This window comes from Bradyrhizobium sacchari (assembly GCF_002068095.1).
GTDB classification, from domain to species: Bacteria; Pseudomonadota; Alphaproteobacteria; order Rhizobiales; family Xanthobacteraceae; genus Bradyrhizobium; species Bradyrhizobium sacchari.
Genome location: NZ_LWIG01000061.1, coordinates 1 through 13,617, shown reverse-complemented (window position 1 = coordinate 13,617; position 13,617 = coordinate 1). Strand labels below are relative to the sequence as shown.

The 13,617-nt window shown below is 63.6% G+C and carries 11 protein-coding genes; 3 read left to right on the top strand and 8 right to left on the bottom strand.

What is annotated here, in order from left to right:
* The 5 genes from A5906_RS36960 to murJ form a co-directional block, all read right to left on the bottom strand.
* On the bottom strand, nucleotides 1-392 hold a 392-nt coding region (locus A5906_RS36960; protein ID WP_245327107.1), incomplete at its 3' end, for a c-type cytochrome.
* A 177-nt stretch (nucleotides 393-569) separates the two neighbouring features.
* Nucleotides 570-2,879 (bottom strand): xanthine dehydrogenase family protein molybdopterin-binding subunit, encoded by a 2,310-nt coding sequence (locus A5906_RS36955; RefSeq protein WP_080140045.1) that lies wholly within the window; start codon nucleotides 2,877-2,879, stop codon nucleotides 570-572.
* 148 nt (nucleotides 2,880-3,027) lie between these two features.
* On the bottom strand, nucleotides 3,028-3,324 hold the full coding sequence (locus tag A5906_RS42210; protein ID WP_136615751.1) for a hypothetical protein: 297 nt from the start codon (nucleotides 3,322-3,324) through the stop codon (nucleotides 3,028-3,030).
* A gap of 246 nt (nucleotides 3,325-3,570) precedes the next feature.
* Nucleotides 3,571-3,840 carry a DUF1127 domain-containing protein gene (locus A5906_RS36950; protein WP_080140044.1) on the bottom strand — a complete coding sequence of 90 codons (270 nt, stop codon included), beginning with the start codon at nucleotides 3,838-3,840 and terminating at the stop codon, nucleotides 3,571-3,573.
* 263 nt (nucleotides 3,841-4,103) lie between these two features.
* Nucleotides 4,104-5,630: a murein biosynthesis integral membrane protein MurJ gene (gene murJ, locus A5906_RS36945; protein WP_080140043.1), complete on the bottom strand. Its 1,527-nt coding sequence runs from the start codon at nucleotides 5,628-5,630 to the stop codon at nucleotides 4,104-4,106.
* A gap of 873 nt (nucleotides 5,631-6,503) precedes the next feature.
* Between murJ and A5906_RS36935 the strand changes: the two genes are divergently transcribed.
* The 3 genes from A5906_RS36935 to A5906_RS36925 all read left to right on the top strand — a co-directional run bounded on the left by A5906_RS36935 (nucleotide 6,504) and on the right by A5906_RS36925 (nucleotide 9,516).
* The gene (locus A5906_RS36935) at nucleotides 6,504-6,722 is read left to right on the top strand and encodes a hypothetical protein (RefSeq protein WP_080140041.1); all 219 of its coding nucleotides are present in this window, start codon (nucleotides 6,504-6,506) and stop codon (nucleotides 6,720-6,722) included.
* A 101-nt stretch (nucleotides 6,723-6,823) separates the two neighbouring features.
* The gene (locus tag A5906_RS36930; protein ID WP_080140040.1) at nucleotides 6,824-7,765 is read left to right on the top strand and encodes a class I SAM-dependent methyltransferase; all 942 of its coding nucleotides are present in this window, start codon (nucleotides 6,824-6,826) and stop codon (nucleotides 7,763-7,765) included.
* Between the two features lie 476 nt (nucleotides 7,766-8,241).
* A complete protein-coding gene (locus tag A5906_RS36925; protein WP_080140039.1) occupies nucleotides 8,242-9,516 on the top strand; it encodes a glycosyltransferase family 87 protein in 1,275 nt (424 codons plus the stop codon).
* Between the two features lie 326 nt (nucleotides 9,517-9,842).
* Here A5906_RS36925 and A5906_RS36920 read toward each other — a convergent pair whose 3' ends face one another.
* The 3 genes from A5906_RS36920 to A5906_RS36910 all read right to left on the bottom strand — a co-directional run.
* Nucleotides 9,843-10,994, bottom strand: coding sequence for a DegT/DnrJ/EryC1/StrS family aminotransferase (locus A5906_RS36920; RefSeq protein ID WP_080140038.1), 1,152 nt, complete (start codon nucleotides 10,992-10,994; stop codon nucleotides 9,843-9,845).
* A gap of 39 nt (nucleotides 10,995-11,033) precedes the next feature.
* Complete coding sequence (locus tag A5906_RS36915) at nucleotides 11,034-12,038, bottom strand: Gfo/Idh/MocA family protein (RefSeq protein ID WP_080140037.1); 1,005 nt, start codon at nucleotides 12,036-12,038, stop codon at nucleotides 11,034-11,036.
* A 184-nt stretch (nucleotides 12,039-12,222) separates the two neighbouring features.
* Nucleotides 12,223-13,617, bottom strand: a 1,395-nt coding sequence (locus tag A5906_RS36910) for a mannose-1-phosphate guanylyltransferase/mannose-6-phosphate isomerase (RefSeq protein ID WP_245326864.1), incomplete at its 5' end; no start/stop codon positions are given.

The following is a 13,617-nucleotide window of genomic DNA, read 5'->3' as shown; positions in this document are numbered from 1 at the left end:
GCGGGGAAATTCGCCTTGAGCGAATCCAGGTCCTTGATCTTGCCCTTGGCCTCGGCGACGACCTTGGCGAAGCTTGCGATCTTGGCGTCGAAGCCGGCCTTGTCCTCCCAGATCTTCGGCGAGGCCGAGTAGTCGCCGTCGAGCTTCACGCCCTTGGCGCTGGCTGGAAACAGGTTTGGCAGCTTGGTGGCGGTGTCCGCGAACTGCGCCAGCGCGCTGTCCACGGTGGCCTGATCGTAGGGTTTCTCGCCCTTGACCATTGCCGACACCGCGCCGGCGTTCTTGCCGTTGCCCTTCATGAGGGCCTGGACCTCCTTGACGGAGTCCTGTTGCGCCCAAACCGCGCCCATACCGAGCAGCAGCGCGCCGCCGACGACCAACACTCGCTTCATTCGCAAAATCCCTTTCCCTGATACAGGATCGTGCCGACCCCTCCATGGGGCCAACACCGATTGGCAGATTTCATTCCATCCGGAATGCGACGATAAATCGTCGCTCTCCGGATGATCGATTGGGCAAAACGCGTCCGGCGTCTGCTCCCGCAAACGCGTTCCGCGTTTTCCTGTTATTTACAGGCTGTGGCGGCGGCGATGCTCGCTGATGGCGATCCACACCCGCTCCGGCGTCGCCGGCATGTCGATGTGGTCGATCTTGTATTCGCGCCAGAGCGCATCGACGATGGCGTTGACGACCGCCGGGCAGGAGCCGATCGCGCCGGCCTCGCCCGCCCCTTTCACCCCCATCGGATTGGTCTTGCAGGGGACGTTGTTGGTCTCGAACACGAAGGCGGGGCCATCCGCCGCCCGCGGCAGCGCATAATCCATGAAGGTCGCGGTGATGAGCTGGCCGTCCGTGGCACCATAGACCACCTGCTCCATCAGCGCCTGGCCGATGCCCTGCATGGCGCCGCCATGGACCTGGCCCGCCAGCAGCAGCGGATTGAGCGTCTTGCCGAAGTCGTCGACGATCACGTAGTTGACGATCTTGATGATGCCGGTGGCCGGATCGATCTCGACCTCCGCGACATGGGTGCCGTTCGGATAGGTTCCGTCGGCGCTGGCGAAGGTCGCGCTGCCGTTGAGCTTTGCCGGATCGACGCCGGGCCGCTTGGCGAGATCGGCGAAAGAGATCGAGCGGTCGGTGCCGGCGATGCGCACGATGCCATCGGTGATCTCTAAGTCGCCGACGCTCGCTTCCAGCGCCTGCGCTGCGATCTCCTTCAGCTTTTGCCCGAGCTCGCGCGTGGCGCGCTCGACGCTGACGCCGCCCGAGGGGATCGAGGCCGAGCCGCCGGTGCCGAGGCCCGTGGCGATCTCGTCGGTGTCACCCTGGCGGACGTGGACGCGCTCGGGCGCGACGCCGAACTGCTCGGCGACGATCTGCGCATAGGCGGTCTGATGGCCCTGCCCGCTCGACTGCGTGCCGATGAGGACGGTGACGTCGCCATTGGGATCGAGGCGGACATTGGCCGTCTCCTCACCCATCACGCCGCAGATCTCGACATAGCTCGCAAGCCCGATGCCGCGGATCAGGCCGCCCTTCTTGGCCGCCTTGGCGCGCTTGGGAAATTCCTTCCACTCGGCAATCTCCATCGCGCGCTTGAGATGCGCTGCGAAGTCGCCGGAATCGTAGACCTTGCCGGTGGCGGTCTTGTAGGGCAGCGCCTTCGGCGGGATGAAATTCTTGCGGCGGATGGCATCCGGCGTCATGTCGAGTTTTCGCGCGCAGGCATCGACCAGACGCTCGATGACATAGGCGGCCTCGGGCCGGCCCGCGCCGCGATAGGCATCGACCGGCACGCTGTGGGTGAAGATGGTGCGCACCCGGCAATGGAAGGCCTGGATGTCGTAGAGGCCCGGCAGCATGCCGGCGCCGCCATGCGGGATGTAGGGCCCGAAGGTCGACAGATACGCGCCCATGTCGCCCATCAGGTCGCAGTCCATGGCGAGAAACTTGCCGTCCTCGGCCAGCGCCATCTTCGCGGTGGTGACGTTGTCGCGGCCCTGAGCATCGCCCATGAAATGCTCGGAGCGGTCGGCCGCCCATTTCACCGCCTTCTTCAGCTTGCGCGCCGCGACCGCCATCAAGGCGTATTCCCGGTACGGAAACAGCTTGGTGCCGAAGCCACCGCCGACGTCGGGACAGATCACCCGCATCTTGTCGGTGGGGATGTTGAGCACGTTCTGGCACAGGATATCGCGCAGGCGATGGCTGCCCTGGCTGCCGACCGTCAGCGTCAGATGGTCGCGCTTGGCGTCGTATTCGCACACGGCCGCGCGCGTCTCCATGAAGCTTGCGACCACGCGCGGATTGACGATGGAGATTTCGGCCACCGCATGCGCCTTGGCGAAGGCGGCTTCCGTCGCGGCCTTGTCGCCGATCGAGACGTCGAACAGCACATTGCCGGCCTTGTCCGGCCAGACCTGCGGCGCGCCCTTCTTCACGGCGTTGACGACGCCGGTCACCGCCGGCAGCGGCGACCATTTGACCTCGATCGCCTCGATCGCGTCGCGGGCCTGGTCGATGGTCTCGGCCACGACGAAGGCGATGGCATCGCCGACATGGCGGACCTCATCCTTGGCGAGGATCGGGTAAGGCGGGCCGGTGAACGGATCGGTCTCGAGATTGAACAGGCAGGGCAGATTGCCGAGATCCTTGACGTCATCCGCGGTCAGGATCAGCGCGACGCCGGGAAGCCCGCGGGCGCGGCTCGCATCGATGGTGTATTTGGCATGTGCATGCGGCGAGCGCAGCACCAGGCAGCGGAGCGCAGCCTGCGGCGCGTAATCGTCGGTATAGCGGCCCTTGCCGCGGATGAGCGCGTCATCCTCCTTGCGCAGCACGCTTTGGCCAACGCCGAACTTGATGGGAGCCGCCATTTTCTTATCCCGCTCTATGGTTGTTTTGCCGGCATATTGCCGTGGAAAAAGTGGCAAGGCAAACGGGTTTAGGCGGGAATGGTCTGCGAAAAACTCCTTTCCTGGCACTCCGGTCAGAGAGAGATGGGGCAGAAGGGCCGCAGTTCGCTCATTTCCCTGTGAGGATCGGCGATCGTTGGCCGGCTGCGCTTGCAGCGGCGCGACAAAGCTTCTCCAATTTTCCCGATCGAAAGGTCCACCGACCACCATCCATAGCAATCTGGTAGTAACCGCTCTTACGGCTCAAATCGTTGCGTGCGACATGCGAGATCGTGAATTGATCGTCGGGCATCTGGACCAATTTCAGAGTCGCCGGTGTCAATCGTTTTCCGTCCATAGCACGGCCGACAGCAGCAAAGATTTCCTGCAATTGGGTCGGCCAATATTCGGGGTCAGTATCATCCATGATGGGCTGTCCTAGTCAGCCTACTTCATAACAAACCAACGACGGAATGTCGCCTTCCCGCGCGTCTGCTGCAAGTCGGCTCTTTGCGGGTCGAGCGAATATGCCGAACTTATCGGTGCGCGGTTGGTCGCGCACCAGCGGGACCAGCTAGCGAAATGGTCGCTCCGCCATCGACCGAGACGACCATGTCGATGTCACGACGGTCGATGATCGGAATCATGTCTAGAGACCCCCGCAGTTGATCATTTACATCCCACCGCGCCCCCACAGATCCATCGCGCGTTCACGCAGCCTTCCGATAGCACGCTCGGGCGCGATGTGGTCGATCTCGCCGCGCGTCAGGCCAATGTCCGCCAAGTCCCGGTCGCTCAGCTCGTGCAAGGTGACCCGCGAGCTCCGGCACTGCTGCCAAAACGCGCGACAGTATCGCCCGAGCAGGCTCAAGGCGATGGAGAAGTCGAGGCGAAGCCGCGCGGCATCCGTCTCGGAGGTGATGTTCGTCTGTTGTGGTGGCATCGGATGCTCCTGCTGTTGTGCCGGCAGGGAGCGTGGCCAATGAAAAGGCCCCGTCCGATGCCGGCGGGGCCTGGTGGAAAAGGTGTCGTCGTCGAATTCCTAGCGCGCGACTCCTCCCACGGCCCAGCCGAAGCGGGTCATGTCCCAGAGATTGACGTTGCGCACGGATTTGATCATGCAGTGCGAGTACCACGGCAAGCGCGCAAAATCAAGAGATGTGCGGAGGTCGGGTGCAGCCTGGAGGCGAACGCCCCTCGCCGCCGCTAGCCGCGCACCAGCGAGACCAGCCACTTGCGTCCGAACAGCACGAGGATCGCGAGCGCGTAGACGATCGTGCCTCCAACGGCGAGCAGGACCAGCAGCAGCTCATCGTGGAAGTGCATCGCGCCCAGCCAAGAACCGCTGAAGCGCGCAATCAGCCACAAGGCGGCGGAGAGGATCAGCCCAGTCAGCAGGAATTTGGCGAGCGACATCAGCCAGGCGCGGTCCGGCACGAGAAAGCCGCGCCGCACGGCGAAGAACAGCACCAGCAGGAGATTGGTCCAGACGCCGACGGCGGTCGCCAGCGCGAGGCCGATCTGGGCGAGCGATCCCATCAAGGCGACCTTCAGCGCGACGTTGACGGCGATGCCGGTCAGCGAGGCCCGCACCGGCGTTGCGGTGTCCTTGCGGGCGTAGAAGGTCGCGACCGCGCTGCGGATCAGCACGAAAGGGATGAGGCCGATGGCATAGGCCGCCAGTGTGGCGCCGGCCGCGGCGGCATCGGCCTTGGAGAACGCGCCGCGGGCGAACAGCGCGCGCATGATCGCATCGGGCACGGTGATGAAGGCCGCGACGAACGGCACCGAGAACAGCAGCGTGAAATCGAAGGCGCGGCGCTGCGCCTTCATCGCGCCGTCATGGTCGTTGGCGGTGATCCGACGCGACATCTCGGGCAAGAGCACCGTGCCGATGGCGATACCGATCACGCCGATCGGGAGCTGGTTGAGCCGGTCGGCATAGTAGAGCGCCGACAGCGCGCCGGCGGGCAGGAAGGTCGCGATGATGGTGTCGGCGAACAGCGCGACCTGCGTGCCCATCGAGCCCAGCGTCGCAGGTCCCAGCGCTTTGAAGAAGCCGCGGACATCCTCGTCGAGCTTGAGCGGCGCAAAGCGCGGCAGGCCGCCATGGCGGGCGAGATCGCCCGCGAGCAGGAAATATTGCAGGAAGCCCGAGATCAGGACACCCCAGGCGGCGGCGTGGCCCGCGGTCGGAAACCAGACGGCAACCGCCAGCGTCATCATCATCGCGACATTGAGGAAGATCGAGGCGGCGGCCGCGCTGGCAAAGCGCTGCATCACGTTGAGCATGCCGCCGTAGAGCGTCACCAGCGTGATCAGCAGCAGATAGGGAAAGGTGATCCGGGTCAGCTCGATCGCGAGCTTGCGCTGCTCGGCATCCTCGGAAAAGCCCGGCGCCAAAATGCTCATGGCCTGCGGCATGAACAGCCAGGCGACGATCAGCAGCACCACCTGCGAGGCCAGCAGCAGCGTGAAGATCCGGTCCGCGAACAGTTTTGCCGCGCCCTCCCCCTTCTCGCCATGGACATGCGCATAGGCCGGCACCCAGGCGGCGTTGAAGGCGCCCTCGGCAAAGATCGCGCGGAAATGATTGGGCAGCCGCAACGCCACGAAAAAGGCGTCGGCCACCGGGCCGGCGCCGAGGATCGCCGCGAGCATGATGTCGCGGGCAAACCCCGTCAGCCGCGAGAGCAGCGTGTAACCACCGACCGTGAAGATGCGTCCGAGCATGCGTCTGTTCTAGAGCATGTCAGGAATAGGTCTATGTGCAACCGCGGCGGCGGTTCGTCCCCTCCGCTTGCGGGGGAGGGTTGCGGAGAGGATGTCTCCGCGAGGGTGCGCCACGGCGCCGAGCACGCCAAAATCCATTCGTGAATTCAAACAATTATGATTCAGCCCGGACGGCTGATACACGTTTTGCTACACACTCTTCAACGGAAGATTGTTCTCGCTGTGTTCTCTCCGTCCGCATCGTCCGCTCGGAACCGTGAAAAGGCTCCGAGGGTTTAGGCCCTATGCCGAAAGGAATCACGATAACGCTCTGGTCCTTATCTGCGGCATGCGTGGTGGCTTTCAGCGTGGCCGCACTCGTATCACCGCATTAGACGCTGGGCGGCGGATTACTTTTTCAAGCACAGGCCAATGGTTGGCGAGGTCCCGCACTTCGCACCGTCAGCAGCACCGCCACTTGGGCAGAAGACAGAGACCAAAATTTCGCTCGTGTCGCAGTTGACGGCGCCGTCAGCCTGCACGGCTCGTATATTCACCGGCGCAGGATCGCCTTTGTCCCCCTTCTCGCCCTTAGACCCCTGCGGACCTTGGGGGCCTTGCGCCCCGGCCAGCCCTTGAGGACCCGGCACGCCTTGGATGCCTTGGGCCCCCTGCGGGCCGGCCGGACCTTGCGGACCGGGCTCGCCTCTCGGCCCCGGTTCCCTTCCACAACCCGCAAGCGCGAGTGCAGCAACGAGCGCCACTGTGGCTGTCACCTTGTGCATTGTTCGCTCCCTCTGACCGACTGCATTAAATCGTCCGCAGTAAGGTGCCGCAATAGACGCACTGGAGAAGGCGGCATCCGTTCTTCAAGGGGCTGCGCGAGGGTCTCTGATGGTGCAGCTCACCCCCGCGGAGCAGATCGAACAGAGCTACGATCTCGCGATGATGGCTCTGGCGGACCACCCCACGCGCGAACGCGACGCCGAAGCCATGGTCGGCGTCCTGATCGGCATCCTCGACCGTGATGCCTTGCGCGACGCCATCACCAAAGTCCCGGTCGACGCGCGCGTGCATCCGCGGCCCAAGGCGAACGTGGCGGCGCGGCCCTAACGGGTCACATTACATGACGGCCAGACCTATGGTATATCTGTCTAATCGCTGCTTAAGGTGGCGGACTTCCGAGATCAATAGAAAAAGGATGACCAACTTCGATGAAGTCTCTGTGGTCCATGTTCCAACGTAAGCGTACTGCCAGCGAACTTGAATCGACGATCAAGGCGAATCCCCGGAACATTTCTGCATGGGTCAGATTGATCGACGCGCGCGCCAGCTCTGGCGGCTTAACTCCGCACGCTATGGCTCTGGTCAACTCTCACGACCTTCATCCAACCGGGCACGCTGTGCACGCCTTTGCAGCAGATATTGCCAAGAAAGGAGGTCCGGCCCTCGCGAGTTTGGCGACCGATCCCATCAAGAACCTTGAGCCTGCGATCGAGGAGCTCGTAAAGTGGAAAACGGCGATCCAGTGTGGCGATTCACACGACAGATCAAAAGGGTACTTCCACGATGCTGAGCCCTATATGGAGCTACAATGGAATCAGATCATCTTCCCTTTGATTCGCGATCTTGATTTTACCTCGGTGCTCGACCTCGCCTGCGGCCATGGGCGCAATTCCGAGTTCCTACGGCGCCAAACCAAATCCCTGCATCTAGTCGATATCAATCAATCGTGCATTGATGCATGCCGTAAGCGGTTCGGTGACGCCAAGGATGGCACACGGTTCTATTATCACGTCACCGACGGCAATCACCTCAAGATGATCCCAAACGATAGCATCACTCTCGTCTACAGCTGGGACTCGATGGTGCATTTCGACAAGCTGATCGTGCGAGACTATCTGCTCGACATTAGGCGGGTCTTGAAACCTGGTGGAACAGCGTTTCTACATCATTCAAACTATGGCGAGAAAGCTCCCGACAGCAATTGGGCCACCAACACTGGTACGCAGTCCGACATGTCCGCAAAAATCATGCGGGATTACGCTGCCGCAAACGATCTTGATGTGGTGCTTCAGAAAATCCAGGGCCGCGCCGAGGGATGGGGTGAGGACGGACTTGATTGCGTCTCGATCCTGAAAAGGAGAGACAGTTAGGCTGGCGAGACTTCCTGAGCGTCGGCTTGATCTCCGTTAGGCTGTCTTTGATCGCCTCGATGTTGACCTCGACCCGGGTCAGCGGTCGTCCTGAGGGGCAATTGCAAGGATCTTTTGCTCGAGCGAGATTCAACCGTTCATTGGCGCTCGCAGCCCACCACATGACGCTCCGGCGAGCGGCATAAGCGAAGCGCCTGGCGCGAGGGGCCCCCTGCGCCGGGCTTCAGTCCGGGGAGAAAGTTGGGGTCCCCTCACCCACAAAACGCCTGGTAAGGCGCAGGTGCCTTCAGTCCGGCCGCATGGTTAAGCATAGGCATGTCCCCCTAATCGAACCGATCAACCCGCACGAAACCTGGCCTGCCATGCTCGGATTTTGAGGTTGTCGTTACTCTCCCTTAAGCCTCCGGTGACAGTTTGGCGGGGATTGGCGGAAACGTGACACGCCGCGATCTATCGGGATTAGGGGGCGTCGCTCGATGTTGGCCGAGACGCTGGAAGCGGTTCAATCCTCACCGTCGAAGCGGACAATCTATGTCCGCCTCATCCTCGCAACGCTGGCGATGATGGTGCTGTTCAAGACGTTCAGGTTTGGCCGCTGGAGCGTCTGGCAAATCCGCGAACTCTCCGATTTCGACGCCTTCTACATCGTCGCGCGGCAGGTTTGGCGCGGCGAGCTTGATCTGGTCTACCGGTTCGAAACTCTGATCAAACTCCAGCAGGCATTTACCGGTTCGACCAGCTTCATGCCCTGGACCTATCCGCCGCAGTTCGATCTCCTGCTGGCGCCATTGGCTCTGCTTCCCACCGGCATCGCCTATCTGCTCTTCATCACCGCGACACTCACTGCCTACCTCCTGACGCTTCGTACTGTCGCCGGCAACAATTTCGCGCTGGTTCTCGTCGTGCTGTTTCCTGCGCTCGCAATCAATATCGGCTGCGGACAGAACGGTTTCCTTACGGGGACTCTGATCGGTATCGTCTGCCTGAATGTCGAACGGCGCCAGATCTTCGCTGGCCTCGCGCTGGGCGCAATGGTGATCAAACCGCATCTGGCCATCGCCGCAGGCGTCTACATGCTGGCAACACGGCGTTGGATGGCGCTCGCAACCGCCATCAGCTTCGTGCTGGCGAGCTCGCTCGTCTGCACGCTGGTGTTCGGCTTGCAGATCTGGATTGCATGGCTCGGCGCTATCAGGGAATCGGCCGTCTTCCTGGAGCGCGGCTTTTATCCCATGTTCCGCATGATCTCGGCTTACTCGACCCTCAGCCGTGCCGGCATTCCGCCGAATATTGCCTTCTGGGCGCAAGCAGCGTTCGCGAGCCTCGCACTGCTTGGAGGCGTCCTCGCTATCTGGCTCGGAAAGGCGCCCAGGATGTCGCCTACGTTTGCCCTCGGCGTCACCGCCATGATCTCAGTGATGATCAGCCCTTACGCCTACGACTATGACCTGCCGATGGTCGGGATTGGCCTCGCTCTCCTGTTACCCGACCTTGCACAGGCGGCGAGTTCGCGCGAACGCAGCGCCATCTATGGGTTGATCCTGCTTGCCGGCGCCTACGGCATGCTCCAGTCGGGACGTCTTGCAGCCCAGTTCGGCTCCGAATTCGATTTGTCCGACATCAACGACAAGTTTGCCCCAGCCGTTGGAGGCGTGGCGATGATGGCGTTGCTGGCCCTGCTTCTAAGGCTGCTATGGCACGCAGCACGGCCTGCATCCGCCCTCTCACAGGCGGTGCAGGCCGCGGAATAGTTCCGCCGGTGCGCTTGCTATGCGCCGGCCGATCGAAAGACCGGATCAAGGTCAAAAACCGGACACATCCCGCGATTTCACGCAAATTCTGGGCACTGAATCGCAAAAGCCCGGCGCGCTGCCGGGCCGAGTCGTTCGGCCGGCGATCGTCCGCGCGAGTCTCAAGAGACTAACCCTAGTCCAGTCGCTCCACACGCACGAGCGCAAGGCCGCCCATACCGACGCCGCCCGCTGTCCGAGGCCACGCAAAAAAGCCGTACGCGGGAGCCACTCCCCCAACATCCAATTATACAAAGCTCTCGCAAGCGGGAGAGGTGAAGGAGAACTCAGCCTGCGAGCGCGCCGCGGACGGCAGCGATGATTCGCTCCTGGTCGGCTTCGGTCAAATAGGCGTGCATCGGCAGGCTGATGACGTCCTGCGACAGGCTCTCGCAACCCGGCAGGCCGCCGTCGGCGACCGGGTACTGCTTGTAGGCGGTCTGCTGGTGCATCGACTTGCCGTAATAGATCGCGGTCGGCACGCCCTGGGCCTTCAGCGCCGCAGCGAAGCCGTCGCGATCGGTGCCTTTGGGCAGGCGAATGGTGTACTGCGCCCAGACTGAGGTGTTGCCGGGGGCGAGGCGCGGCACGGTGACCACATTGCTGAGCCCGCGCGCGTAGCGTTCCGCGACCCGGTTGCGGGCGGCGATCTCGTCGTCGAAGATTTTCAGCTTCTCGATCAGGACCGCGGCCTGCATGGTGTCGAGCCGGCCGGTGAGCCCGAGGCGGACGTTGTCGTATTTATCGACGCCCTGCCCGTGCACGCGGATGCTGCGCAGGGTGGCCGCGAGCTCGTCGTCATCGGTGAAGATCGCGCCGCCGTCGCCGAAGCAGCCGAGCGGCTTTGCCGGGAAGAAGCTCGTCGCGGTGGCCAGCGCCAGCGTACCGAGCTTGCGGCCCTTGTAGCTCGCGCCAAAGCCTTGCGCGGCGTCATCGAGCACGAACAGGCCCTCGGCCTTCGCGATCTCGGAGATGGCGTCGTGATCGGCGGGCTGGCCGAACAGGTCGACCGGAATGACCGCGACCGGCTTCAGGCCGGCCTTGCGGGCGGTCGCGATGCCGCGCTTCAGCGATTCCGGGCTCATGTTGAAGGTCGTCTCATCGACGTCGACATAGACAGGCGTCGCCCCGGTCCGTGCCACCGGCGAAGCGGTCGCGATGAAGGTGAAGGACGGACACAGCACGGCATCGCCGGGCCCGACATTCTTCGCCATCATCACCATCAGGATCGCGTCGGTGCCGCTGGCGCAGCCGATCACGTGCTTGGCGCCTGAGTAGGCCGCGAGCTGCTTCTCGAGCTCGAAAACCTCGGGGCCATTGACGAACTGGCAATGGTCCATCACGCGCTTGACGGCCGCATCGAGCGAGGCGCCGAGCCGGCGGCGCTGCGAGGCGACGTCGATGAAGGGAATGGGTTCGGAACGCAGGTGCTGGTTCATGGCGCCTTCTGAAGTTTGAGCGGTCGACATGGAAAGGGATCAGCCGGCGACGCGGCGCGGCTCTTTTCGGGCGGGCGACGTGGCTGCGGGCCGTGACGGCGTCTCCAGGCACTGCGTGGCGATCTCGAGGCTGGCAACGCCCTCATCGCCCGTGACCGCCGGCGTTTCGCCGTTGCGGACGGCCTTGAGGAACGCGATCAGCTCGGCGCGCAGCGGCTCGTCGTGACCGACCGGCAGATGCCGCATCGAATAGCTGCCATCCGGCTTGAAGCCGAAGCACTCGGTGACCTGACGCGTGAGCAGATCGCCCATCACGTATTTGCCGCGGGTCGCAACCGTGACGCTGCGCGCCTTGAACGGCGTCAGCCAGTTGGTGTTGATGTGGGCGAGCACGCCATTGGCGGTGCGGAACTGCAGGAGCGCGATGTCCTCGCGCTCGGCGACAGCGCTCGACAATTGCGGCTGCACCTCGACGATGTCGGATTCGGTGAACCAGCGGATCAGGTCGATGTCGTGCACAGCAAGGTCGATGACGACGCCGACATTGGACATGCGCGGCGGGAACGGGCCGACGCGGGTGATCGCGATGGAGAGGATGTCCTCACCCGCGATCGCCTGCTTGACCGCGGCAACCGCCGGATTGAAGCGCTCGACATGGCCGACCATCAGCGTCACGCCGGCCTTGTGCGCGGCGGCGACGATCTCGCGGCCCTCTTCCACCGTAGAGGCGATCGGCTTCTCGACCAGGACATGGATGTTCTTGGCGATGCAGGCGAGTGAGACCTCGTGATGCAGGTGTGTCGGCGCCGCGATGGTGACGGCATCGACGCCGGCGGCGAAGAGCTGGTCGAGCGTCTCGAAGCTCGCGCAGTCGGCGAGTTCCGTCGCGCGCGTGCGGTGGGCGGGCGACGGATCGACGACGCCGACAAGGCTGACGCCAGGCAGGCCGCTGAGCACGCGCGCATGGTTGCTGCCCATCACGCCCGCGCCGATCACGCCGACGCGCAAGCCGGCCTTTGCCGGTTGTGACCCTTTGGAACTCATCTGAGCAAACCCCGATTCAACGCAAATCCCCGGCGCCGCTTCTAGCACGGGCGCCACATTTGCGGCGAATGCCGAGCTAGCCGACCGGACACGATTTGATTCAAAAAGTTACACGTTTCCCGGGCCTTAAGCCGCTGAAAGGGGCGTTATTTCGGCCCGGGTCGCGTGATTCGGAGCCTGCTGGTTACGACCTTTGATAGTCGTCTTCAATCCGGATGATGTCGTCTTCCCCGAGATAGGAGCCGGTCTGGACCTCGATCAGCTCCAGCATGATCTTGCCGGGGTTCTCCATCCGGTGCACCGCGCCCATGGGGATGTAGATCGACTCGTTCTCATGCACGGTCTTGACGGTCTCGTTGACGGTGACGCGGGCCGCGCCGCGGACCACGATCCAGTGCTCGGCGCGATGATGGTGCTTCTGCAGCGACAGCCGCCCACCCGGCTTCACCACGATGCGCTTGACCTGGTGGCGCTCGCCATTGTCGACGGACTGATAGCTGCCCCACGGCCGATGCACCTTGAGATGCTCCTCGGTGACCTTCGGCGCCACCGCCTTGAGCTTGGTGACGAGCCGCTTCAGGCCGTTGGCATCCTTCTGGCGCGAGACCAGCACCGCATCCGCGGTGGCGACCACGACGAGATCGTCGACACCTTCGAGCGCGACCAGCGCGGAATCGGTGGTGACGTTGCAGTTGCGGGAATCCTCGAACACCGCGGTGCCGTGCGCGGCATTGCCCTGCGCATCCTTCTCCGACAATTCCCACACCGCATGCCAGGAGCCGACGTCGGACCAGCCGCAGGACACCGGCACCACGGCGGCGCGCGAGGTCTTCTCCATCACGGCGTAGTCGATCGAGATCGCCTTGGCCGCGCCGAACGCCTCGGGCTCCAGCGTGACGAAGCCGAGATCGCGGCCGGCATTGTTGACCGCGTTGGCGACCGCCTCGACGCTTGCCGCATCGACCTTGCGGTATTCGTCGAGCAGGACGCTCGCCGGGAACATGAAGTTGCCGCTGTTCCAGAGAAACCCCGAATTGACGTAGTCGGCCGCCGTCACGGCGTCCGGCTTCTCGACGAAGCGCGCGACCGCGTGCACCGCGCCGGAGATCACCTCGCCCGGGCTGATATAGCCGTATTCGGTCGCCGGCCGCTCCGGCTTGACGCCGAAGGTGACGATGCGCCCGGCGCTCGCGGCGGTGAGGCCTTCGCGGCATGCCGCAACGAAAGCGGCATTGTCCTGCACGACGTGATCGGCGGCGAGCGCGAGCACGATCGCCTCAGAGGCGCGGTTCTGCGCGAACACGGCGCCAGCGGCGATCGCGGGCCCGGAATCGCGCCGCATCGGCTCGAGGATCACGTCGGCCTCGATGCCGATCTCGGCGAGCTGCTCCAGCACCATGAAGCGATAGGCCGCGTTGGTGATGACGATCGGGCGATCGAACAGCGATGCATCCGAGACGCGCAGCAGCGTGTCCTGGAAGGTCGAACGCGCACCGAACAGCGGCAGGAACTGCTTCGGCCGCACCTCGCGCGAGGCGGGCCACAGCCGCGTGCCGGCACCGCCGCACATGATCAGGGG

What these genes read in the sequence shown, in the direction of transcription:
- A5906_RS36955 (WP_080140045.1), bottom strand. Translation starts at nt 2,879, where the DNA reads ATGGCGGCTCCCATCAAGTTCGGCGTTGGCCAAAGCGTGCTGCGCAAG.
- A5906_RS42210 (WP_136615751.1), bottom strand. Translation starts at nt 3,324, where the DNA reads ATGGATGATACTGACCCCGAATATTGGCCGACCCAATTGCAGGAAATC.
- A5906_RS36950 (WP_080140044.1), bottom strand. Translation starts at nt 3,840, where the DNA reads ATGCCACCACAACAGACGAACATCACCTCCGAGACGGATGCCGCGCGG.
- murJ (WP_080140043.1), bottom strand. Translation starts at nt 5,630, where the DNA reads ATGCTCGGACGCATCTTCACGGTCGGTGGTTACACGCTGCTCTCGCGG.
- A5906_RS36935 (WP_080140041.1), top strand. Translation starts at nt 6,504, where the DNA reads ATGGTGCAGCTCACCCCCGCGGAGCAGATCGAACAGAGCTACGATCTC.
- A5906_RS36930 (WP_080140040.1), top strand. Translation starts at nt 6,824, where the DNA reads ATGAAGTCTCTGTGGTCCATGTTCCAACGTAAGCGTACTGCCAGCGAA.
- A5906_RS36925 (WP_080140039.1), top strand. Translation starts at nt 8,242, where the DNA reads ATGTTGGCCGAGACGCTGGAAGCGGTTCAATCCTCACCGTCGAAGCGG.
- A5906_RS36920 (WP_080140038.1), bottom strand. Translation starts at nt 10,994, where the DNA reads ATGAACCAGCACCTGCGTTCCGAACCCATTCCCTTCATCGACGTCGCC.
- A5906_RS36915 (WP_080140037.1), bottom strand. Translation starts at nt 12,038, where the DNA reads ATGAGTTCCAAAGGGTCACAACCGGCAAAGGCCGGCTTGCGCGTCGGC.